A 20633-nucleotide genomic window follows, 5' to 3' on the forward strand; every position below is an offset into this window, starting at 1 on the left:
CACCCGTGGAAGAATGCAGCCATGACGTACAACCTCGTGCTCCTGCGCCACGGCGAGAGCGAATGGAACCAGAAGAACCTGTTCACCGGCTGGGTCGACGTGCCGCTCACCGACAAGGGCCGCACCGAGGCCGCCCGCGCCGGCGAGCTGCTCATCGCCCACGAGCTGCTGCCCGACGTGCTCCACACCTCGCGCCTCAAGCGGGCGATCCTCACCGCGAACCTCGCGCTCGAGGCCGCCGATCGCTCGTGGATCGACGCCAAGCGCACCTGGCGGCTCAACGAGCGCCACTACGGCGCGCTCCAGGGCAAGAACAAGAAGGAGATCCGCGAGGAGTTCGGCGAGGAGCAGTTCATGACCTGGCGCCGGTCCTTCGACACCCCGCCGCCGGTGCTCGACGACTCCTCCGAGTGGTCGCAGGTCGGGGATCCGCGGTATGCGAACCTCGCCGATGCGATCCCGCGCACCGAGTGCCTCGCCGACGTCATCGTCCGCATGCTCCCGTACTGGTACGACGGGATCGTGCCCGATCTGCAGCTCGGACGCACCGTGCTCGTCACCGCGCACGGCAATTCGCTGCGTGCTCTCGTCAAGCACCTCGACGGGATCTCCGACGCCGACATCCCGGGGCTCAACATCCCCACCGGCATCCCGTTGCACTACCAGCTCGACGAGAACCTCACCCCGCTCAACCCGGGCGGCACCTACCTCGACCCGGCGGCCGCCGAGGCCGCGATCGGGCAGGTCGCCGGCCAGGGGCGCTGAGCCCGGCGCACCTCATCGGACCCGATGGTCCGCCCGCTCCTTCAGAGCGCGCGGACCCCGGGTCCGAGGTGTTCCACGACTTCGCCGAGCACCGTGCGCAGCGCCCCGATCGCCGGGGCCCGGTCCATCGAGGCGCGCCACACCAGCCGGATCGTCCGCGCGATCGTCGAGTCGGCGAGCTCGACGGCGACGAGGCCCGGGCCGAGCTCGGGGCGCCCCACCCGGGGCACGAGCGCGAGCGCCCCGGCGTGGGTGACGAACGCGAGCTGCGTGTCGTACTCGAGCGCCCAGTGCTCGATCCGCGGCTGCACGTCGGAGCCGGCGAACAGGCTCAGCAGCCAGCGGTGGCAGATCGCATTGCGCGGGGCCGAGGTCCACGTCTCCGCCCGGACGTCGGCGAGCGTCACCCGGGCGCGTCCGGCGAGCCGGTGGCCGCGGTGCATCCTGCTCGGCGTCGCGGTCACCTCGGGCGTGCTCCGGTTCCGCCGGCGGAGGCGGGACCGGGGCGGCGGCGCGAGCGGCACCGAGAAGGATGCACCAGACGGCCCCCGGGAACGACGCCGGCGGCCCCTCCCTGGGGAGGAGCCGCCGGGGCGACGGGATCCTTGCGGCGCTCAGGCCTGAGCGGTGCCGGCCCGAGTGCCGCAGGCGCGGTGATCAGTGACGCGGTTCGGTGCGCTGCTCCGCCGCGTCGTTGGCGGAGAGCTCCGGCTCCCAGCTGCCGGTGAGCAGGTACTCGACGCGCTGCGAGACGTTGACGCACTGGTCGCCGAACCGCTCGTAGTAGCGCGACAGCAGGGTGACGTCGGCGATCTGCGAGGGCGTGATCTCCGAGGAGTCGAGTTCGGAGATCATGCTGAACACCCGCAGGTGCTGCTCGTCGAGCTCCTCGTCGATCGCGGTGATCGTCGGCACCGAGTCGAGACCCGGGTTGTCGAGCAGCTGCTGGAGGGCGTGGCCGATCCGGGCCGCCGAGCGCCCCATCAGGACGAAGGTGTCGGCGAAGGCCGCGGGCACCGCGGGCTGGGGGTGGCGGATCCGCACGAGCGAGGCGATGTGACGGGCGAGGTCGCCCATCCGCTCGATCGCGACGCTCATCTTGAGCGCGGAGATCACGACGCGCAGGTCGTGGGCGACCGGTGCCTGCAGGGCGAGGATCTGCGCCGCCTGCTGGTCGACGTGACGCTGGAGGTTGTCGATCGCGGCATCGCCGTCGATCACCGCCTCGGCAAGATCGAGATCATTGGTCTCGAGGGCGCGGGAGGCCTTCTCGACCGCGTCGGCCGCCTTGGTCGTCATGGTGACGAGATCGTCGGCGAGAGCATTGAGCTCGTTCTTGAAGACTTCGCGCATGGTGACGCTTCCTTTCGCAGGGTGCTGCGAACGTGAACGCGGCGTTCGCAGGAATGATTCCGGGCCGACGGCGGGTGTGCGGATCTCCGGCAGTGTCCCACGGTCCCAGGGCGGCGTGAACCGATCCTGGCCCGGAGGTGAACATCTGTCCATATGTTACTCCGGGCCGCAGCGGCCCGGACGCCGCCGTCCGTCCAGCGACTAGGCTGGACATGTGGATCTTCTGGTCGTCGCCGTCCTCACGGGCATCATCGGGCTGGGTCTCGGCATCGCCGGGATCCTCGCGTTCCGGTTCTCGGAGCGCAGCCGCAGCCCGATCGACCTCCACTCCGAGAGCGAGCTCCCCGACGGGATCGCCGAGGTGCTCGCCGTCCTGCCGAGCGCCGCGATCGTCATCGATGCCGGCGACGACGTCGTCAAGGCGTCACCGGCGGCCTACACCTACGGCCTCGTCCGCGGCCACGAGCTCGCTTCCCCGGAACTCCTCGCGGTCGTGCGCCGGGCGCGCATGCGCGGGCTCATCGAGGAGCTCGACTTCGAGCAGCAGCGCAGCTCGAACGCCCGCGTCGCCCGCCACCTCCACGCCCGGGTAGCACCCCTGGGCACGGCGTTCGTCCTCGTCCTGTGCGACGACCAGACCGAGGCGCGCCGCCTCGATGCGGTGCGCCGGGACTTCGTGGCGAACGTGTCGCACGAGCTCAAGACCCCGATCGGGGCGATCACCCTGCTCGCCGAGGCGGTCACCGACTTCGCCGATGACCCCGAGGCGGTGGGCCGGTTCGGCTCCCGCATGCAGCGCGAGTCGAAGCGGCTCGCCCAGCTCGTGCAGGAGATCATCGACCTCTCCCGGGTGCAGGACCACGAGACGCCGGCGGCCACCGAGCTCATCCCGATCGGCCGGGTGATCGAGGACGCCGTCGACCGCGCGACCACCCGGGCGGACGCGAAGAGCATCACGCTCCAGGTGGTGAGCGGCGGGGAGTGGTACGTCGAGGGCAACTTCGAGCTCCTCGTCAATGCGGTGCGCAATCTCGTCGACAACGCCATCAGCTACTCGAACGAGCGCACCCAGGTGGGGATCGGTGCGAAGCTCGACGACGGCCGGATCGCGATCGCGGTGACCGACCAGGGGATCGGGCTGAGCACCGAGGACACGGAGCGGGTGTTCGAGCGCTTCTACCGCGTGGATCCCGCGCGCTCCCGGGTGACCGGCGGGACCGGGCTCGGGCTGAGCATCGTCAAGCACATCGTCGCCACCCACGGCGGCGAGATCCGGGTGTGGAGCAAGCTCGGCCAGGGCTCGACCTTCACCATCCTCCTGCCGATCGCCGGCGGCGACGACGGACGCGCTCTCGAGCAGGCGGCCGAGCAGGGTATTTTGATCAGTACCGGACCGGACCACGAACCCGGGCCGGACCACGAGGCGGGACAGGACGCGGCCCCAGTGGCCGCGGATGCGCCCGTGGACACCACCGAGCAAAGGAAACAGACGACGTGACACGCATTCTGCTCGTCGAGGACGAGGACTCGTTCTCCGACCCGCTGTCGTACCTCCTCGGGAAGGAGGGCTACGAGGTGGTCGTCGCCGAGGACGGTCTGCAGGCGCTCGCCGAGTTCGACCGCAACGGCGCCGATCTGGTGCTGCTCGACCTCATGCTCCCCGGGGCCTCCGGCACCGAGGTGTGTCGCACCCTGCGGGCGAAGTCGAACGTCCCCATCATCATGCTCACCGCCAAGGACTCCGAGATCGACAAGGTCGTGGGGCTCGAGCTCGGGGCCGACGACTACGTCACCAAGCCGTACTCCTCGCGTGAGCTGCTCGCCCGGATCCGTGCGGTGCTGCGCCGCAATGCGGAGCCCGACGCGCTCGTCGACTCCGTGCTCGAGGCCGGCGGGGTGCGGATCGACGTCGACCGCCACGTCGCATCGGTGCGCGGCACGGAGCTGTCCCTGCCGCTCAAGGAGTTCGAGCTGCTCGAGATGCTCGTCCGCAACGCCGGGCGCGTGATGACCCGCGGCCAGCTCATCGACCGGATCTGGGGTCAGGACTACGTGGGGGACACGAAGACCCTCGATGTCCACATCAAGCGGCTGCGCGCCAAGGTCGAGGTCGCGCCCTCGGATCCCAAGCTGCTCGTCACCGTGCGGGGGCTCGGCTACAAGTTCGAAGCCTAGGAGCACACGGAGCGCAGAAGGCGGGCACCCGGTTGGGGGGCCCGCCTTGCTGATGCTGGGTGGAGCGCCGGGCCGTGGGCCCGCGTCCGGGAGGTGCGTCAGGGTGCCTGGGTCTCTCCGGCGCCCTGCTCCTCGGCGGCGGTCTCCTCGCCGGTGGGCTCCGCGGCCGGATCGCTGCTCGCACCGCCGGTGGGCGCGAGGTCCTGGTACTCGGGCAGGTCGGTGCCGACGACCTGCGTGCGGACAGTCTCGCTCTGGCCGTTGACGCTGACCTCGACGTCGACGAGCGAGCCGGGCTTGCCGCCGAATCCGGTCACGGTGATGGGCTCGGACTCGGATTCCGGGTTCGCGGGGTTCTGGACGAGCGTCTCGCCGGCCGGAACGCTCTCGCTGACGTCGGTGTCGCCGACCGAGATCTCGACCTGGGCGTCCTCGGTCGAGTTGTTGATGACGGTGAAGAACAGGTTCGCCTGCTCCTCGTCCTCCGCCACGAGCATGAGACCGCGGACCGCGACGTCCTCGATGTCCGTCCAGGCGCCGTCGCCGCCGTTGTACCGGTACTCATGGGTCTGCTGGGCCGAGAGCAGGGCAGCGCAGCCGCTGACGGGGATGACGAGCGCCGCGGCAGCGGCGGCCAGGGCGACACGGGTAAGCCGTTTCACGGTTCAAGCTCCTTGAAGTGGCACAACAGAATCATTCTGTATAGTACCCGGTTTTCGATCCCCTGTAGAACGGCGTCCGGCGGAGCGCGGCTGGACGCCGTACGGCACCCGGGCGGTCGCCGGGGCGTGACTCCGCTACTGCCGTTCAGACCCGCTCCGGACCTCTCACCAGGGTGAACACCAGGTGAAATCCGGACCCTACCACACGTGGAGGGAATTCTCGGCGATCTCTGTGGTGTATGTCATGGTAAACTGGAGGTCCGCGAAAGGGGTACAGGAAAATATGAGTTTTCAGGTCGGCGATACCGTTGTCTATCCTCACCACGGAGCAGCGACGGTCCAGGAAATCAAGACTCGCGCCATCAAGGGAGTGGAGAAGCTCTACCTCAAGCTGCAGGTCTCGCACGGGGATCTGACCATCGAGGTCCCGGCCGAGAACTGCGACCTGGTGGGTGTCAGGGACGTCGTCGGCGAAGAGGGCCTCGAGAAGGTTTTCAACGTGCTCCGTGCGGAGATCTCCGAGGAGCCCACGAACTGGTCCCGCCGCTACAAGGCGAATCTCGAGAAGTTCCAGTCCGGTGATGTCATCAAGGTCGCCGAGGTCGTCCGCGACCTGTGGCGCCGCGAGCAGGACCGCGGGCTCTCCACCGGGGAGAAGCGGATGCTCGCCAAGGCCCGCCAGGTGCTCGTCTCCGAGCTCGCGCTGGCGGAGAAGAAGGAAGAGGTCGAGGCCGAAGCCCTCCTGGACGAGGTCCTCGCGTCCTGAGCACCTGCGTCATCATCCCGGCCGCAGGGTCGGGGACCCGGCTCGGCAGCGATCGCCCCAAGGCCTTCGTCGCTCTCGCCGGACGGACGCTCCTCGAGCACTGCGTGCTCGGCACACTCGCCTCGGGCGCGGCCACGGACATCGTGGTCGCCGTGCCCGAGGCGCTCGTGCGTCCGGCCCAGGACATGCTCGATGCCCTGCTCGCCGGTGACGGCGCTGCTCCCGGTGCGCACGGCGTCCGGGTGCGCGTCGTCGCCGGGGGAGCGGACCGGATCGATTCCGTCGCACGCGCGCTCGACGCCGCCGGCGACCCCGAGCTCGTGCTCGTCCACGATGCCGCGCGCTGCCTCACCCCGCCCGAGGTGTTCGTCCGGGTCGCCGCGGCGCTCCACTCGGGGGCCCGCGCCGTCGTGCCCGTGCTCCCGATGACCGACACCGTCAAGCGCGCGGCGGACACCGCGCCCGGGGCTCCGGCCGGCACCCGCGAGCGGCTGCTCAGCGACCTCGACCGAGGCGCGCTGCGCCGGGTGCAGACCCCGCAGGGCTTCGCCGCCTCGGTCCTCCGCGAGGCGCACCGGCTGCAGCGCACGGACCCGCTCCCGGCCGCGACCGACGACGCGCAGCTCGTCGAACGGCTCGGGTACGGCGTCGAGGCCGTCGCCGGCGACGAGCGTGCGCTGAAGATCACCCACCCGATCGATCTGCGGATCGCCGGCCTGCACCTCGCCGACGGTGCCGGGATCCGCTCGGAACAGGACCCCTCATGAGTGCGAACGAACCGGTGAATCCCGGTCCCGTGCTGCCCCGGGTGGGCATCGGGGTCGACGTCCATGGCTTCTCCGCGGATCCGGAGCGCCCGATGTGGCTCGCCGGACTGCATTGGGAAGGTGTGACCGGGCTCGAGGGGCACTCCGATTCCGATGCCGTGGCCCACGCCTGCTGCGATGCGCTGTTCTCCGCAGCCGGGATCGGCGACCTGGGCGCGCACTTCGGCACCGACCGGCCGGAGCTCGCCGGCGCCTCGGGAGCGGAGCTGCTCGCCGAGGCCGCACGGCTGGTGCGCGAGGCCGGGTTCGAGATCGGGAACGTGTCCGTGCAGGCGGTGTGCAACCGGCCCAAGATCGGCACCCGCCGGGCCGAGGCAGAAGCCGCGCTCAGCGCCGCCGCCGGTGCGCCGGTCGCGGTGTCGGGTACGACGACGGACGGCCTCGGGCTGACCGGCCGGGGCGACGGTGTCGCCGCGCTCGCCACCGCGCTCGTCCACGCTGCGCGCTGAGCCCGGGACCTGCGCAGACGTTCCGGAGTCGTTCCGGTGCGGTTTCTGCCGAGTGACCGCACCACGGTGACTCGCGAGTCGGCCTGACCGAACTGGCGCGCCTGCGGAACCTGCGTCCCGTGCAGGAGCGAGCCGGGAACCGGCTTGCCGACCGCGGGCCGGGCGATTCAGAAGCGGGCGGCGCCGTCGTCGGTGATCCAGCCGATCGCGTGGTCGCCGTCGGCGAGCAGTAGCCGAGCCGGCGCGGAGCCGAGCTCGTCGTAGGGGGCGAACACGGAGAGCTGCGCAGTCGAGCCCACGGGGATCGGCGCCTCGGACCGGTCACCGTCCGCTGTCGAGGGTGCGGGCCCGCGAAGCGACACCTCGCGCCCGTCGTCCTGCAGGAGGCGCAGGGCATTGGAGCCGAGCAGGCCCTGCACCTCGACGGACCGGGTGGTGTGCGGGGCGCGGTCGCGGCGCAACCGCTGCAGCGGCGCGATGCGCCGCCAGCCCATCCGGCACAGCATGAGCCCGCCGACGGCGATGACTGCGGACAGGCCGAGCGCGATCGCCGTGGATCCGCTGGTCAGCGGTGCGGAGAAGATCGACACCGCGAGCGAGATCGCGACGACGAGCAGGCCGATGCCGTAGAACAGGTTCCAACCCGGCTGATTGACCTGCGCAGTGATCCACATCTGCTCGTGCCGGCTCAGCGTGTAGTCGGCGCGCGCGGACGGGCCGGATGGTCGGCCGCGACCGGTCGTGACGGGCGGGTGCTCGGAGTCGTGACGCGGGTGCTTCTCGGTGCGGTGGTCGTTCGACATGGCGCGATCCCTTCTCGTGCGACTCCCGGGGCGAGGGGCGCGACGCCCGGGGCGGGCGAGTCGACCTCGGGCCCAGTCGGCGGTCACAGGCCTGGTCTCGAGGATAACGCGCACGCGCCCTGGAGGATTCCCGACCGGCGCCGGGCGAGCGGGATCTGCGGATTCCCGCACCCCGGCGCCTCGGACGCGGCACGTCCGTTCCGCGCCGGCTCCGGCAGAGACCCTGTTCCGCAAGAGTGGGGCTTTCGGCGGAGAGTGGTGGCGTCAGCGCCACCACTCTCCGCCGAAAGCCCCACAGTCGCCTGAGCTGCGGGGCCGAGGTGCGTTCTCGTGCCCTGCTGCGGCTCAGCTCGGGCGGTGGGCGGCTGCCGCCTCGGTGAAGACCCGCTCGCCGAGCGGGCGGAAGTCGACGCCGTTGGGCTCGTACCAGTCGTCGAAGTCGGTGAGCTCCCCGTCGTCGGTGTAGCCGAGCTCCTCGACGACCCCGGTCCACTTCTCTGCGGACTCCTCCATCTGTTCGCGGATGTCCTCCGGCAGCCGGCCCTCGGAGATGAGGTCGTCGACGAGCTGCTCCTGGACATCGGACATGACCTTCTCGGCTTCCGGGTCCATGTCGGTGAACTCGCCTCCGGCCTCGGTCGCGTCGATGACCGCTTGTCGCTGGGCATCCAGGGTGCTCTGGATGATGCCGTGGAAGTGGTCGACCTCGCCATCGAACAGGATCTGCTGGTAGGCGAGAGGAAGGTTCTCGAACGAGGAGCCGGCGACGTGGGCCGCCGTCGCCGAACCGGTCACCCGGGAGTCGGCGAAGGTCGAGACGTGCGGGGCGACCTCGAGCAGACCGGTCGAGCCGGCGACCTGCGGCTGCACGAAGGTGCAGTCGACGGTGCCGCGCTGCAGGGCCTCGAAGGTCTCGCCGTATTCCATCGAGACCGGGCTCGCCTGGAGCGCCTCTGCGATCGCGGTGTGCGCGGTGCCGGCGATCCGCATCTGACGGCCGTTCCAGTCGTCGAGCGAGGAGCCGGTGTCGCGGCACGCGGTCCAGTAGTCGCCGGAGTTCATGAGCGGCGACAGCGGAGTGAGTCCCTTCTCCTTGAAGGACTCGAGGTGCTCCGGGGTGTTCCACCCGAGCTCGGCCATCATCGCCGTCGAGATCGCCTCGCCCGTGAGCGGCGCGGGGGTCGAGTACTGGGTGATCTTGCTGAAGGCGTCGATCGTGGGGAATTCTTCCGGGAAATAGATCGCGGCGTGGAACGCGAGATCGACCCGACCGTCGACGAGTGCGTCCTCGAGCTCGGTATAGCTGGCGATCGCCTGACCCCACACGATCTCGAGGGTGATCTTTCCGTCCGAACGCTCCTCGACGTATTCCTTGAATCGGAGCGCGCTGGCCGCGGTCTCGGATTCCTGTGAGCTCGCGCCCGGCTGGTAGGTCAGAGTGACCGGGTCGAGATCGGCGATCGCGGCGTTGATCTCCTCCTGCGAGGCGCCGTACTCGAATCCCTCACCGCCGCCCTGCCCGCCACCGCCCCCGCCGCTGGATCCGGCGCACCCGCCCAGGAGCGCGAGCGCGGCTCCGGCGGCGAGCGCGGGGACAGCGCGGCGGGTGCGGGCGGAGGTGGACGTGGGGGCAACGGAGCCCCGGCCGGTCCGGGTGAACATGGTCCTGAGTCGATTCATCGTCGGTCCTGCTTCTCTGTGTCCCGAGGGTCGTCGTGTCCCGAGGGGTCGGCCCGGGCGAGGGAGCCCGGAACGCACGCCGATGTGCGTTGAAGAGAGCCTAGCGATAGATCGTTCAGTTTTGAAGATGCCGTTCTGCATGCTGGACACGGGGTGCCGGCCTGGGAAACGAGTGCGCGGGCCGGGGCGGCAGTCCCCCGGCAGAACTGTGGGGCTTTCGGACGAGAGTTGGGGCACTATTGCCACCACTCTTGTCCGAAAGCCCCACTGTTGCGCTGTGTCGGTGCTGCGCGGTGTCGCGGCATCGGCTCCGGGGCTACCCCGCCGTCAGCGGGGCGCGGCCGGGCCGCTCACTCCCCGCGGTCGATCCACTCCTGGAGGTGCGGCTTCTCCTCACCGATCCGGGTGGCGTCGCCGTGCCCGGTGAGCACCACGGTCTCTCCCGGCAGGGTGAACAGCTTCTCGCTGATCGACTCGATGATCGTGTCGAAGCTCGAGTACGAGCGGCCCGTCGCGCCCGGCCCACCCTGGAACAGGGTGTCTCCGGAGAGGAGGACCGGCATCTCGCCCGCGGCGTCCACCCCCGGCAGGCCGGCGGCCGACAGCCCGGACTCCGCGTAGAAGCACGTCGAGCCCGGCGAGTGGCCGGGGGTGTGGATCGCCCGCAGGGCGACCCCGGCGACGGTGAGCTCCTGGCCGTCGGAGAGGTCCTCGTCGGGCTCCGTGTCCGGGTACACCATGTCCCAGAGCACCCGGTCCTCCGGATTGAGGAGCACCGGCGGACCGCCGAGCAGCCGCTGCGTCTCCGCGACCGCGCGGATGTGGTCGTCGTGGCCGTGGGTGAGGACGATCGCCCTCGCCGTGCGCCCGGCGACCGCCTCGACGACGGCCTCGGGGGAGTGCGCCGGGTCGAACACGATGACCTCGGAGTCGTCCCCGACGATCCAGACGTTGTTGTCGACCTCCCAGGCCCCGCCGTCGAGCGAGAACGTCCCGGAGGTCACGAGATGATCGATGCGCGCGCTCATCAGAACTCCACCACCGATCGCAGGACCTCACCGCGGCCCATCTTGGCGAACGCGTCCTCGACCCCGTCGATCGAGATCCGCTCGGTGACGAACTTCTCCAGCGGCAGGCGGCCCTGCTTGTAGAGGTCGACGAGCATGGGGAAGTCGCGGTCCGGCAGGCAGTCGCCGTACCACGAAGACTTGAGCGAGCCACCGCGGCCGAACACGTCCGCGAGCGGCACGGACAGCTCCATCTCCGGGGTCGGCACGCCGACGAGCACGACGGTGCCGGCGAGGTCGCGGGCGTAGAACGCCTGCCGCCAGGTCTCCGGGCGGCCGACGGCGTCGATGACGACATCGGCGCCGAAGCCGCCGGTGAGCTCCTGCACGGCGCTCACCACGCCGTCCTCGTCGAGGTCCTTCGACACGATGGTGTCGGTCGCGCCGAGCTCCTTCGCCGCCGCGAGCTTCTTCTCGTCGAAGTCGATCGCGATGATCGGCGAGGCGCCGGCGAGGTGCGCACCGGCGATCGCGGCGTTGCCCACGCCGCCGCAGCCGATGACCGCCACGGACTTGCCGCGGGTGACCTGCCCGGTGTTGATCGCCGCGCCGATCCCGGCCATGACGCCGCAGCCGAGCAGGCCGACGACGGAGGGGTCGGACTCCTCGACCTTGGTGCACTGGCCGGCGGCCACCAGCGTCTTCTCCGCGAAGGAGCCGATCCCGAGGGCGGCCTCGAGCTCGGTGCCGTCGGTGAGCGTCATCTTCTGGGTCGCGTTGTGGGTGTCGAAGCAGTACCACGGCTCGCCCCGGCGGCACGCGCGGCAGTCGCCGCAGATCGCCCGCCAGTTGAGGACGACGAAGTCGCCCACCTCGACCGAATCGACGCCCTCGCCGACCTCCGAGACGACGCCGGCGGACTCGTGGCCGAGGAGGAACGGGTAGTCGTCGCTGATCCCGCCCTCGCGGTAGTGGAAGTCGGTGTGGCAGACTCCGCACGACTTGACGTCGACGACGACCTCGCCGGGACCGGGATCGGGGATCACGATGTCCGTGACCTCCACCGGAGCTCCCTTCGACATCGCGACGATTCCCTTGACTGTGGTGGGCATGGGGCCTCCGTTCGCGCAAGCATGCGCGGTCGATGATGTGTCTGTCGCCAGTCTAGGGGCCGTGGGAGGGGCGCGGAAGGTGCGGAGCCGAGGCGCACTGGTGAGGGGGCGCGGAAGGTGCGGTGACCGCCGGATGGGAGCGGGCGCCACGACGGCGAGGAGGACAACGCGTCAACAGATGTTGACGAACGACAGCTGTCAACATATATTGACAGCATGGCAGATCGAACGCTCACCGCCGTCGCCGGCGACACCGCGGACCCGATCCGGGGTCTGCGGGCGGTCGCCGAGCTGCGGACCCTCACCGACTCCCTCGAGCTCGCGCAGGTCGAGTCCGCCCTCGGGCAGGGCATGACCTGGCAGCAGATCGCCGATGCGCTCGGCGTGTCCAAGCAGGCGGTTCACCGCAAGTACCGTTCGCGGGTCGCCCCCGCACTCCTCAGACGATCCGGAGGCAAGAGATGAACTCCTTCAACCGTGCGATGTCCATCAGCGGCGCGGCCTGGTTCGAGACCATGCGCGAGCACCGTGCCGAGCTCGACATCGAGCATCTGCTCCTCGGCCTCCTCGGCGCCGGCGGCGGACCGGCCCAGACCCTCGCCGCGCACGGCGTCACCCTCGCGCGTGCACGTCGGGCGGTGACCGCGGTGAGGGCTGAGCGTCTGGGCGACATCGGCATCGACCCCACCACTGTGCCCGTCCGCGACGTCCGCGACATGGCGGGGCTCACCGCCCGCGAGGTGGGGGACCTGCCGATGTCCCGAGCGGCCCAGGACGTGCTGTCCCAGGGTCCCGGCTGGAACCCGTTCTCCTCCGGGGAGCGCCGCCGACGGCGACGCCTCCGGGGCGCCGACTTCGAGACCGGGATCCTCCGCGATCTCCTCGCCGAGCCCTCCGGCCGGATCGCTGCGATCATCGAACACTGCGGGGCATCGGTCGCAGCACTCCGGGCCGACGCGACGGGCGGACCCGTGAGCGGGACCGGGCGCGGCGTTCGTCGCGCGGCCCCCGGCGTCCCGCGTCCGGCGCGGGTGCTGCCCGGGTGTTGGCCCGGCGGCGAACCCGCCGCGGCGATCGCGCAGAGCCACTTCGTGTCCGCCGACCCCGCGCGCGTCCGGGCCGTTCTCGAGGACCCCGAGCAGATCCGGCGGATCGTCGGCGGCGGAGGCGTCTTCCGCGTCGACCGGCAGCCCGACCCGCTGGGGGCCATCGCCTGGAGGGTGGTCTTCAGCGGCGAGGAGGTCGACGGAAAGGTCCCCGGTCCGGCCGATCAGGTCACCGGCTACGAGCGCTTCGAGCTCATGCCGGTCCCCGGCGGGACGGTCGTGCTCTACGAGACCGCGCGGCGCACCTACGGCCGCACCGCGCGGCTGTGGGCGCTCGTCGCCCGGTACAGCCTCCGCTTCGCGCCCCGGCACCGGCTCCTGCTCCTGTCCGACGCCTGCGCGCGCGGCGAGGACGAATAGTCGTGCGCGCGGTGCGGGCCGGCGCCGGGCCCCGGCATGTGCCTCGGGCCCGGACCGCCCGCACGGACCTGTCCGCGGTTCTCGCTAGACTCTGAGCGTGACCATTCAGCTGTACAACACCGCCACCCGCACCATCGAGCCCTTCCGTTCCGTCGTCGACGGCCGGGTGGGGATCTACGTGTGCGGGGCGACGGTGCAGGGCGCACCGCACATCGGGCACATGCGCTCGGCCGTGGTGTTCGACCAGCTGCGCCGCTGGCTCGGCTACCGCGGCTACGATGTCACGCTCGTCCGCAACGTCACCGACATCGACGACAAGATCCTCAGCAAGTCGGTCGAGGAGGGCCGCTCCTGGTGGGCGCACGCCTACCACTACGAGCAGGTCTTCACCGCCGCCTACGACCGGATGGGCGTGCTGCGCCCCAGCTATGAGCCGCGCGCCACCGGCCACATCACGGAGATGGTCGAACTTATCTCCCGCCTCCTCGAGGCCGGGCTGGCCTACGAGGCGCTCGACTGCTCCGGCGACGTCTACTTCGCCGCGAGCGCCTGGCCGGAGTACGGCGCGCTCACCAACCAGCGGCTCGAGGACATGTCCGATGCCGCCGACGCCCCGCTGCGCGGGAAGAAGGACCCGCGGGACTTCGCGCTGTGGAAGGCCCACAAGCCCGAGGACCCGGAGTCCGCCTCGTGGCCCACCCCGTGGGGTCGCGGCCGGCCGGGCTGGCACATCGAGTGCTCGGCGATGTCGACGAAGTACCTCGGCGCCGAGTTCGACATCCACGGCGGCGGCCTCGACCTCCGCTTCCCGCACCACGAGAACGAGCTCGCCCAGTCCCGCGCCGCTGGGGACCCCTTCGCCCGGGTGTGGATGCACTCGGGGCTGCTCAACGTCGGCGGGGACAAGATGTCGAAGTCGCTCGGCAACTCGATCTTCGCCCACGCGCTGTTCGACCGCTTCCCGGCGATCACCGTGCGCTACTTCCTCTCCACCGCCCACTACCGCTCGGTGCTCGAGTTCTCCGACGGGCTCGTCGCCCAGCAGCAGGCCGCGCTCGAACGGTTCACGAACTTCCTCGACCGCGCCCGGCGGCTGCTCGGTGAAGACGCGCCGCCCGTGCCCGAGGCCGCCGCCGGCTACCGCGACCGGGTGGTCGACGTGCCGGACGAGTTCGCCGCCGCGATGGACGAGGACCTGTCGATCCCGCGCGCACTCGCCGTCGCCTTCGACCGGGTGGGCGAGGGCAACCGGCAGCTCGAGACGGCCGGCACCGCGCCGGACGCTGATACCAGGGCCGGCCTCGCACGGATCGTCGCGGAGATCGAGCTCATGCTCGACATCCTCGGGGTCAACCCGACCTCGCCGGTCTGGGCGAGCGCCTCGGCCCAGGACGACGCCGCGACCCGTGCCCTCGACTCCCTCGTCTCCGAGCTCGCCGCCGAACGGCTGGCGGCGAAGGCGGAGAAGGACTACGCTCGCGCCGATGCCATCCGCGACCGGCTCACCGCAGCCGGGATCGCCATCGAGGACACTCCGGGAGGATTCCGCTGGGCGCTCGCCGACTGACCGCGTCGACCCCGCTCCGATCTCCCACCACCGACCGATCCCGCCACCGGGACGGTCGACACCAATGATCCGGCACCGCTGAACAGACAGGACACCCGATATGCCACCGAAGTCACGCGGCGGAGCGATCCGCAAGCCCGGCAAGGGCCCCACGAAGGGCTCCGGCGGCCAGGGCCGGCGCAAGCTCGAGGGCAAGGGCCCCACCCCGCGCGCCGAGGACCGCGTCTACCACAAGGCGCACAAGGAGGCGCAGGCCAAGAAGGCGCGCCAGACCGCGCAGGCCAAGCGCAAGAAGCGCGAGGCCGGGGCCGATGTCGTCGCGGGCCGGAACTCCGTGCTCGAGGCGCTCCGCGAGGGCGTGCCCGCCACCGCGCTGTTCGTCGGCCAGCGGATCGACGCCGACGACCGCGTCAAGGAGTCGATCGCGCTCGCCGCCGAACGCGGCATCTCCATGCTCGAGGCGAGCAAGCCCGACCTCGACCGGCTCACCGACGACGCCATCCACCAGGGCATCGCCCTGCAGGTGCCGTCCTACGACTACGCCCACCCCGACGACCTGCTCGCGCTCGCCGCGGACCGGTTCGAGACCCCGCTGCTCGTCGCGCTCGACGGCATCACCGACCCGCGCAACCTCGGGGCGATCGTCCGCTCCACCGCGGCGTTCGGCGGCCACGGCGTGATCATCCCCGAGCGCCGCTCGGCGAGCATGACCGCGGCGGCCTGGAAGACCTCGGCCGGGGCGGCCTCGCGGATCCCGGTGGCCCGCGTGGTCAACCTCGCCCGCGCGCTCCAGGACCTCAAGCAGCAGGGCGTGTTCGTCCTCGGACTCGACATGGACGGCGACGTCGAACTGCCGGAGCTCGAGCTCGCGAGCTCGCCGGTGTGCATCGTCGTCGGCTCGGAGGGCAAGGGCGTGTCGCGACTCGTCGGCGACCTCTGCGACCAGATCGTGTCGATCCCGATCCAGGCGAGCACCGAATCGCTCAACGCCGGCATCGCCGCCGCCGTCACCCTCTACGAGGTCGCCCGCACGCGCTCCCGGGAGAGCTGAGCGGGGACGCGCAGCCGGGCGACTGCTCAGCGCACGTCGCGCGGGAGCACCGAGTCGGCTCCGTCCGTCGTGCCGGCGGCGCGGCTCTCCTTCGGCAGCGCGCCGAGGGAGACGGTGATGATCACCGCCATGACCATCGCCGCGGAGATCACCCACATGCCCGCGGTCTGCGAACCGGTCGCATCGGCGAGGAAGCCGGTGATGTACGGGGCGAAGAAGCCCGAGGCGTTGCCCACCGAGTTGATGAGCGCCACGCCCGCGGCCGCCGCGGCTCCGGAGAGGAACGCGGTGGGCAGCGGCCAGAAGGTCGCGAGCGAGCCCATGACGCCGCAGGCGAAGATCGACACGAACACCATGGCGAGGAAGGGCGAGCCGACGTAGGCGGTGATCGGGATGGTGATCGCGGCGACGATCGCTGGAGCGGCGACGTGCCACACGCGCTCCCCGGTGCGGTCGCCGTGGCGCGCCCAGAAGATCATGAAGACCGCGGCGAAGGTGAACGGCACTGCGGTGAGCAGGCCCTTCTCCCAGATCGAGTACTCGACGCCGAAGCGCTCCTGGAAGCCCTCGATGATCGTCGGCAGGAAGAAGCTGATCGCGTAGAGGCCGTAGACCACACCGAAGTACACGAAGGCGAGCGCCCACACGCGCCCGGCGGTGAGCGACTTGCGCAGCGGCACGTGGAAGCGGGCCGCGGTGTCCGACTCCTCGCGCTCCATCTCGGCCTGGAGCCATGCCCGCTCGTCGGCGGCGAGCCACTTCGCGTCCTGCGGCCGGTCGGTGAGGAAGAACCAGCAGATGATGCCGAGCAGGATCGCCGGGAGGCCCTCGATGAGGAACATGAAGCGCCAGCCGGACATCCCCCAGAGCATCTCGTGGCCGTGCTCGATGAGGAGCGCGGACACCGGGGCGCCGATCACGCTCGACAGCGGGATCGCGACCATGAAGTAGGCGACGGCCTTGGCGCGCTCGGACTTGGGGAACCAGAAGGTCAGGTAGAGGATGATGCCCGGGAAGAAGCCCGCCTCGGCGATGCCGAGGAGGAACCGGAGGATGATGAGCCACCATTCGCCGGTGATGCCCAGCCAGCTCGTCTGCGGGATGAAGGCCATCGCGGCCGCGATCGCACCCCAAGTGACGAGGATGCGGGCGATCCAGCGGCGGGCGCCGAACCGGTGGAGGGCGAGGTTCGACGGCACCTCGAGCAGGAGGTAGCCGGCGAAGAAGATGCCCGAGGCGAGTCCGAACATCGTCTGGGTCAGGCCCAGTTCGTCGTTCATGCCGTTGGGGCCGGCGAACCCGATGTTGGTCCGGTCGAGATAGTTGATGAAGTAGAGGAGCCCGAGGAACGGGGTCAGTCGCAGCGCGACCTTGCGCAGTGTGCGCTTGCGCAGCTCGGCATTCGCTGCCGGATCCGCGGATGCGGCGGGGGTGGATGAGGACACCGGATCTCCTTGCGTGCGATGGACCGCGTCTCGTCGGTGAGGGGCTCGGGCCACGGGCTCAGCAGTGAGATTCGGTCAGGACTGTGTCAGGTCTACACGTCCGGCCACTCCGTGTCCAGCGTATGCACAGCTTGTGTTCGAATCGTGAGATCAGTGGCTCCGGCGCGGGTCGGAGAGCCGGCGGTGTCCCGGGGAGGTGCCCCCGCCTCGGGCCCGGGAGGGGGTAACCGGGGCCCGGCCCGCCGTGCGGACCGGGCCGACGGCCTCACACCCGCGGGGAGAAGCGTCCGTCCTGGGCCATCCAGCCGCCGTCGACGAGCAGCGAGTGGCCGGTGACGAAGCTCGAGGCGTCCGAGCACAGGAACAGCACCGGCCCGGCGATCTCGTGGAGGATCCCCCAGCGGCCGAGCGCAGTCTTCTCCGCGTAGGCGTTCCACCACTCCTCGTCGGACTTGATCTGCACGGTGAGCGGGGTCTCGAAGGGGCCGGGAAGGATCGAGTTGACGCGCACCCCGGACGGTCCGAGCTCGCTCGCGAGCGTCTTCGTCAGCTGCACGACGCCGGCCTTGGCTGCGGCGTAGAGGCCCTGGCCGGGCTCGACGACGATCGCGCGGAAGGAGGAGAAGGTGACGATCGAGCCGCGGCCGCGCTCGGCCATCTCCGCCCCGAAGCCGCGCATGAGGCGGTACGTGCCCTTGAGGTTGATATCGATGACGCGGTCGAACTCCTCGTCGGTGGTCGACAGCATCCGCTTCCGGATGTTGAGACCCGGGGTCATGACGAGCGCGGCGGCGTCGGCGTGGGCGGCGACGAGGTCCTCGACCGATTCGGTCGAGGTGACGTCGAGCGCGGCCGCCTCCGCGGAACCCCCGCGGGCGGCGATGAGCTCGCCGGTGCTCTGCGCCCCCGCCTCGTCGAGGTCGGCGCAGACGACGTGGGCGCCGGCATCCGCGATGCCGAGGGCGGACGACTGTCCGAGCCCGGAGGCGCTGCCGACGACGACGACGGTGCGGCCGCCGAGGTCGAACAGGGCGGGGATGGAGGGGAATTCGGGTGCGTCGCTCATGGGCTGCCTTTCGTCGGAGTGGTGCTGCCGGGATGGTGGTGCTGATGAGGTGCGGTGCTGCTGAAGTGGTGTGGTGTTGAAGAGGTGTGGTGCTGAATCCAATCTGCACTGTATCCCCGCCCGGCGGTGGACGGCGTACCGAACTGCGCGGTATCCCGTGACGCACGCATCATTGCGCGCCGCTGGTGGGATACCGCGCAGTACGATTCCGGGCCGCCGGCGCGGCCCCGGCCCGCCTCTGCCGAGATCGCGAACTCCGGCGGATCCGCTCTCAGGAACCTTCGGAAATTGACGTCTGGGGTGGGGAGTCTACGGGGTGGGGGAGTCGGGGTCGGCGGTGCGCAGCGTCTGGAGGGCCCCGGTGCTCGGCTCGCGGAGGTAGGCCTCCTCGCGCGGGTGCGCAGGCAGCACGGTGTCGACGTAGGACCGGATCGCCTCCGGCGTGGAGACGTCGTGCCCGGCGTTCTCCGACAGGTACCAGCGGTGGTCGAGGAACTCGTGGAACAGCTGCGCGGGCTCGAGCCGGTCGGCGTACTCCACCGGCACCGCGTCGAGCACGGGCCGGTACACATCGGACATCCACGCCATCGCGGAATCGTGCTCGTCCTCATCGGTGCGGCCGGTCGCCATCCGGTAGCTGTCGAGGTCGTTGAGCATGCGCCGGGCCTGGTTGTCCTGCGCGCCGATCCCCGTCAGCCGGCGCAGGCGGCGGGTGTGGTGGCCGGGCTCCACGACCTTCGGCTCGATCCGGGTGGTGACCCCGTCGAGGTCGGTGGTGACGGTGAGCTCGCCCAGATCGAAGCCGATGTCGTTGAGCCGGCGCACCCGGTCGTCGACCCGCCACCGGTCGTCCATCGAGAACTCCTCGGGTCCGGTGAGCTCCTGCCACAGCTCCCGGTAGCGCTCGAGCAGCCGGTTGCTCACCGCGAGGGGGTCGACCGAGGCGTCGACGAGCCCGCCGGCCTGGAGGTCGAGGAAGTCCCCGGCGATATTCGTGCGCGCCAGCTCGAGGTCGTGCTCGCGCTGCCCGTCGGACAGCTGCGCGTGGAGCTCCCCGGTCTCCGCGTCGACGAGGTAGGCGGCGAAGGCGTCGGCGTCGCGCCGGAACAGCGCATTGGACAGGGACACGTCGCCCCAGAAGAACCCGGCGAGGTGGAGGCGGACGAGGAGCACGGCGAGCGCGTCGACGAGCCGGCGGGCGACCGCGGCGGCGAGGTCCTGGCTGAACAGCGCCCGGTACGGCAGCGAGTAGCGCAGGTGCGGGGTGAGCAGTGCGCCGGGCAGGCGCTCGCCGTCGGGGGTGCAGCGCCCGGTGATGTAGCCCAGCGGCGCGACGGCGGGGGCGTCGAGCTGGCTGAGCACCTGGAGCAGGTCGTGCTCGCGCTCGGCGATCGGGTCCTCGGTCTCCTTGACCGCGACGACCACGCCGGCGAGCTCGACGAACCGCACGACGTGCCGGGAGATGCCCCGCGGCAGGCCGACGAGCAGCTCGCGCGGCCAGTCGGCGAGCGGGACGCGCCACGGCAGCGTGGCGATCGCGCTGCCGAGCCGGTCGGCGGTGATGTTCATGGGGCCATCATCTCAGTGCAGGAGTCCAGGGGCGAGGCCGTGCGAGCAGGTGGGGCACTGCCCTGTCCCCGGCCGCGCGGCTCAGCGCAGCTGCCCGAACTCCTCGGGACCGTGCACCGCGACGAGCCGGCCGGAGTCGAGCACGGCGATCCGGTCGGCCACCGCCACCGCGTCCGCCGCCGAGGTGGTGGCGTACAGAGTGGTGATGCCGAGCTCCTGCTGCAGGGTGCGGATCTGGTCGCGGGTGGTGTCGCGCACCTCGGGGGCGAGGTTGGCCAGCGGCTCGTCCATGACGAACACGCGCGGATTGCGCACGAGCGCCCGGGCGAGCGCGACCTTCTGGCGCTGCAGGCCGTCGAGCTCGTCGTGGCGGGCGCGGAGCAGCCCGCTGAGGCCCAGGCGGGCGGCGGCATCGGTGACCCGTCGGTCGATCTCGTCCTCGTTGATCCCGGTGAGCCGGAGCGCGAAGCCCATGTTCTCCGCGACGTCCATGTGCGGGTAGAGGGCGTAGTTCTCGAAGGCGAGCGTGACGTCGCGGTCGCTCGTCGGGACCTTCGACACGTCCTGGCCGCCGATCTCGATCGTGCCGCCGGCCGGCCGCTCGGTGCCGTGGATCATCCGCAGCACGGTCGACTTCCCGCAACCGGCGGGGCCGAGGAGGACGAAGAACTCGCCGTCGCGCACATGGAAGGACACACCGTCGACCGAGGCGTGCGCGGTCGCCGGGTAGCGGTGGGCGACGTCGGTCAGGGTGACCGTGGACATGCAGGCGGGTCTCCTTCAGCAGGTGGCACGAGCGGGGGCCTGCTCGTCTCCGACAGGCATCGTTGCAGGTGGATCGGTATGTGGTGCGGAACATCCCCACCGTAG

21 protein-coding genes are annotated in these 20633 nt (G+C 70.8%); 10 read left to right on the plus strand and 11 right to left on the minus strand.

All coding sequences use genetic code 11. The features are described 5' to 3' along the window. Positions 1–21 precede the first annotated feature (21 nt). Positions 22–765: a phosphoglyceromutase gene (locus FDF13_RS05960; protein ID WP_137318867.1), complete on the plus strand. Its 744-nt coding sequence runs from the start codon at positions 22–24 to the stop codon at positions 763–765. A 41-nt stretch (positions 766–806) separates the two neighbouring features. Here FDF13_RS05960 and FDF13_RS05965 read toward each other — a convergent pair whose 3' ends face one another. Both FDF13_RS05965 and phoU read right to left on the minus strand, forming a co-directional pair. After that, entirely contained in the window at positions 807–1229 is a 423-nt protein-coding gene (locus FDF13_RS05965) for a LysR substrate-binding domain-containing protein (protein ID WP_137318868.1), read from the minus strand. Between the two features lie 193 nt (positions 1230–1422). Beyond that, positions 1423–2118: a phosphate signaling complex protein PhoU gene (gene phoU, locus FDF13_RS05970; RefSeq protein WP_137318869.1), complete on the minus strand. Its 696-nt coding sequence runs from the start codon at positions 2116–2118 to the stop codon at positions 1423–1425. Positions 2119–2332: 214 nt separating this feature from the next. Here phoU and FDF13_RS05975 point away from each other — a divergent pair, with 214 nt between their 5' ends. Together FDF13_RS05975 and FDF13_RS05980 are read left to right on the plus strand one after the other, a co-directional pair. After that, positions 2333–3616, plus strand: coding sequence for a cell wall metabolism sensor histidine kinase WalK (locus FDF13_RS05975; RefSeq protein ID WP_137318870.1), 1284 nt, complete (start codon positions 2333–2335; stop codon positions 3614–3616). Further along, complete coding sequence (locus tag FDF13_RS05980; protein WP_137318871.1) at positions 3613–4293, plus strand: response regulator transcription factor; 681 nt, start codon at positions 3613–3615, stop codon at positions 4291–4293. Before FDF13_RS05975 ends, FDF13_RS05980 begins: the two co-directional genes overlap by 4 nt. 98 nt (positions 4294–4391) lie before the next feature. On the opposite strand, the gene FDF13_RS05985 is transcribed toward FDF13_RS05980, so the two are convergent. Beyond that, the gene (locus FDF13_RS05985) at positions 4392–4955 is read right to left on the minus strand and encodes a hypothetical protein (RefSeq protein WP_137318872.1); all 564 of its coding nucleotides are present in this window, start codon (positions 4953–4955) and stop codon (positions 4392–4394) included. A 283-nt stretch (positions 4956–5238) separates the two neighbouring features. On the opposite strand from FDF13_RS05985, the gene FDF13_RS05990 reads away from it, so the two are divergent. Genes FDF13_RS05990 through ispF form a run of 3 tightly spaced genes read left to right on the plus strand, consistent with a single transcriptional unit; the run spans position 5239 to position 6997 of the window. After that, complete coding sequence (locus FDF13_RS05990) at positions 5239–5721, plus strand: CarD family transcriptional regulator (protein WP_137318873.1); 483 nt, start codon at positions 5239–5241, stop codon at positions 5719–5721. Positions 5722–5735: 14 nt separating this feature from the next. Next, positions 5736–6488, plus strand: coding sequence for a 2-C-methyl-D-erythritol 4-phosphate cytidylyltransferase (locus FDF13_RS05995; protein WP_254668959.1), 753 nt, complete (start codon positions 5736–5738; stop codon positions 6486–6488). Beyond that, positions 6485–6997, plus strand: coding sequence for a 2-C-methyl-D-erythritol 2,4-cyclodiphosphate synthase (gene ispF / locus FDF13_RS06000; RefSeq protein ID WP_137318874.1), 513 nt, complete (start codon positions 6485–6487; stop codon positions 6995–6997). The genes FDF13_RS05995 and ispF overlap by 4 nt, the downstream gene beginning before the upstream one ends. Before the next feature lie 167 nt (positions 6998–7164). Here ispF and FDF13_RS06005 read toward each other — a convergent pair whose 3' ends face one another. The 4 genes from FDF13_RS06005 to FDF13_RS06020 all read right to left on the minus strand — a co-directional run bounded on the left by FDF13_RS06005 (position 7165) and on the right by FDF13_RS06020 (position 11599). After that, entirely contained in the window at positions 7165–7800 is a 636-nt protein-coding gene (locus FDF13_RS06005) for a hypothetical protein (RefSeq protein WP_137318875.1), read from the minus strand. Positions 7801–8145: 345 nt separating this feature from the next. Then, on the minus strand, positions 8146–9462 hold the full coding sequence (gene dctP, locus FDF13_RS06010; RefSeq protein ID WP_137318876.1) for a TRAP transporter substrate-binding protein DctP: 1317 nt from the start codon (positions 9460–9462) through the stop codon (positions 8146–8148). Between the two features lie 368 nt (positions 9463–9830). Beyond that, complete coding sequence (locus tag FDF13_RS06015) at positions 9831–10508, minus strand: MBL fold metallo-hydrolase (protein ID WP_137318877.1); 678 nt, start codon at positions 10506–10508, stop codon at positions 9831–9833. Further along, positions 10508–11599, minus strand: coding sequence for an S-(hydroxymethyl)mycothiol dehydrogenase (locus FDF13_RS06020; RefSeq protein WP_137318878.1), 1092 nt, complete (start codon positions 11597–11599; stop codon positions 10508–10510). Before FDF13_RS06020 ends, FDF13_RS06015 begins: the two co-directional genes overlap by 1 nt. Positions 11600–11815: 216 nt before the next feature. Here FDF13_RS06020 and FDF13_RS06025 point away from each other — a divergent pair, with 216 nt between their 5' ends. The 4 genes from FDF13_RS06025 to rlmB all read left to right on the plus strand — a co-directional run bounded on the left by FDF13_RS06025 (position 11816) and on the right by rlmB (position 15683). Next, positions 11816–12064, plus strand: a complete 249-nt coding sequence (locus tag FDF13_RS06025) for a hypothetical protein (RefSeq protein ID WP_101653266.1) — start codon at positions 11816–11818, stop codon at positions 12062–12064. Continuing rightward, on the plus strand, positions 12061–13065 hold the full coding sequence (locus FDF13_RS06030; protein WP_137318879.1) for a Clp protease N-terminal domain-containing protein: 1005 nt from the start codon (positions 12061–12063) through the stop codon (positions 13063–13065). Before FDF13_RS06025 ends, FDF13_RS06030 begins: the two co-directional genes overlap by 4 nt. A gap of 97 nt (positions 13066–13162) precedes the next feature. Next, complete coding sequence (gene cysS, locus FDF13_RS06035; protein WP_137318880.1) at positions 13163–14632, plus strand: cysteine--tRNA ligase; 1470 nt, start codon at positions 13163–13165, stop codon at positions 14630–14632. A gap of 100 nt (positions 14633–14732) precedes the next feature. Beyond that, positions 14733–15683, plus strand: a complete 951-nt coding sequence (gene rlmB / locus FDF13_RS06040; RefSeq protein WP_137318881.1) for a 23S rRNA (guanosine(2251)-2'-O)-methyltransferase RlmB — start codon at positions 14733–14735, stop codon at positions 15681–15683. Between the two features lie 26 nt (positions 15684–15709). Here rlmB and FDF13_RS06045 read toward each other — a convergent pair whose 3' ends face one another. The 4 genes from FDF13_RS06045 to FDF13_RS06060 form a co-directional block, all read right to left on the minus strand. After that, positions 15710–17128, minus strand: coding sequence for an MFS transporter (locus FDF13_RS06045; protein ID WP_254668929.1), 1419 nt, complete (start codon positions 17126–17128; stop codon positions 15710–15712). Positions 17129–17393: 265 nt separating this feature from the next. Next, positions 17394–18194, minus strand: coding sequence for an SDR family NAD(P)-dependent oxidoreductase (locus tag FDF13_RS06050; protein WP_137318882.1), 801 nt, complete (start codon positions 18192–18194; stop codon positions 17394–17396). Between the two features lie 309 nt (positions 18195–18503). Continuing rightward, positions 18504–19763, minus strand: coding sequence for a DUF4032 domain-containing protein (locus FDF13_RS06055; RefSeq protein ID WP_137318883.1), 1260 nt, complete (start codon positions 19761–19763; stop codon positions 18504–18506). 81 nt (positions 19764–19844) lie between these two features. Then, positions 19845–20528 (minus strand): ABC transporter ATP-binding protein, encoded by a 684-nt coding sequence (locus tag FDF13_RS06060; protein ID WP_137318884.1) that lies wholly within the window; start codon positions 20526–20528, stop codon positions 19845–19847. Positions 20529–20633 lie beyond the last annotated feature (105 nt).

The organism is Brevibacterium sp. CS2, from assembly GCF_005280295.1.
Lineage (GTDB): Bacteria > Actinomycetota > Actinomycetes > Actinomycetales > Brevibacteriaceae > Brevibacterium > Brevibacterium pityocampae.

Excerpts from the sequence above, each read along its gene's own strand:
- FDF13_RS05960 (WP_137318867.1), top strand. The coding sequence starts at position 22 with ATGACGTACAACCTCGTGCTCCTGCGCCACGGCGAGAGCGAATGGAAC.
- phoU (WP_137318869.1), bottom strand. The coding sequence starts at position 2,118 with ATGCGCGAAGTCTTCAAGAACGAGCTCAATGCTCTCGCCGACGATCTC.
- FDF13_RS05990 (WP_137318873.1), top strand. The coding sequence starts at position 5,239 with ATGAGTTTTCAGGTCGGCGATACCGTTGTCTATCCTCACCACGGAGCA.
- ispF (WP_137318874.1), top strand. The coding sequence starts at position 6,485 with ATGAGTGCGAACGAACCGGTGAATCCCGGTCCCGTGCTGCCCCGGGTG.
- FDF13_RS06005 (WP_137318875.1), bottom strand. The coding sequence starts at position 7,800 with ATGTCGAACGACCACCGCACCGAGAAGCACCCGCGTCACGACTCCGAG.
- dctP (WP_137318876.1), bottom strand. The coding sequence starts at position 9,462 with ATGTTCACCCGGACCGGCCGGGGCTCCGTTGCCCCCACGTCCACCTCC.
- FDF13_RS06015 (WP_137318877.1), bottom strand. The coding sequence starts at position 10,508 with ATGAGCGCGCGCATCGATCATCTCGTGACCTCCGGGACGTTCTCGCTC.
- FDF13_RS06020 (WP_137318878.1), bottom strand. The coding sequence starts at position 11,599 with ATGCCCACCACAGTCAAGGGAATCGTCGCGATGTCGAAGGGAGCTCCG.
- FDF13_RS06025 (WP_101653266.1), top strand. The coding sequence starts at position 11,816 with ATGGCAGATCGAACGCTCACCGCCGTCGCCGGCGACACCGCGGACCCG.
- FDF13_RS06030 (WP_137318879.1), top strand. The coding sequence starts at position 12,061 with ATGAACTCCTTCAACCGTGCGATGTCCATCAGCGGCGCGGCCTGGTTC.
- rlmB (WP_137318881.1), top strand. The coding sequence starts at position 14,733 with ATGCCACCGAAGTCACGCGGCGGAGCGATCCGCAAGCCCGGCAAGGGC.
- FDF13_RS06050 (WP_137318882.1), bottom strand. The coding sequence starts at position 18,194 with ATGAGCGACGCACCCGAATTCCCCTCCATCCCCGCCCTGTTCGACCTC.
- FDF13_RS06055 (WP_137318883.1), bottom strand. The coding sequence starts at position 19,763 with ATGAACATCACCGCCGACCGGCTCGGCAGCGCGATCGCCACGCTGCCG.
- FDF13_RS06060 (WP_137318884.1), bottom strand. The coding sequence starts at position 20,528 with ATGTCCACGGTCACCCTGACCGACGTCGCCCACCGCTACCCGGCGACC.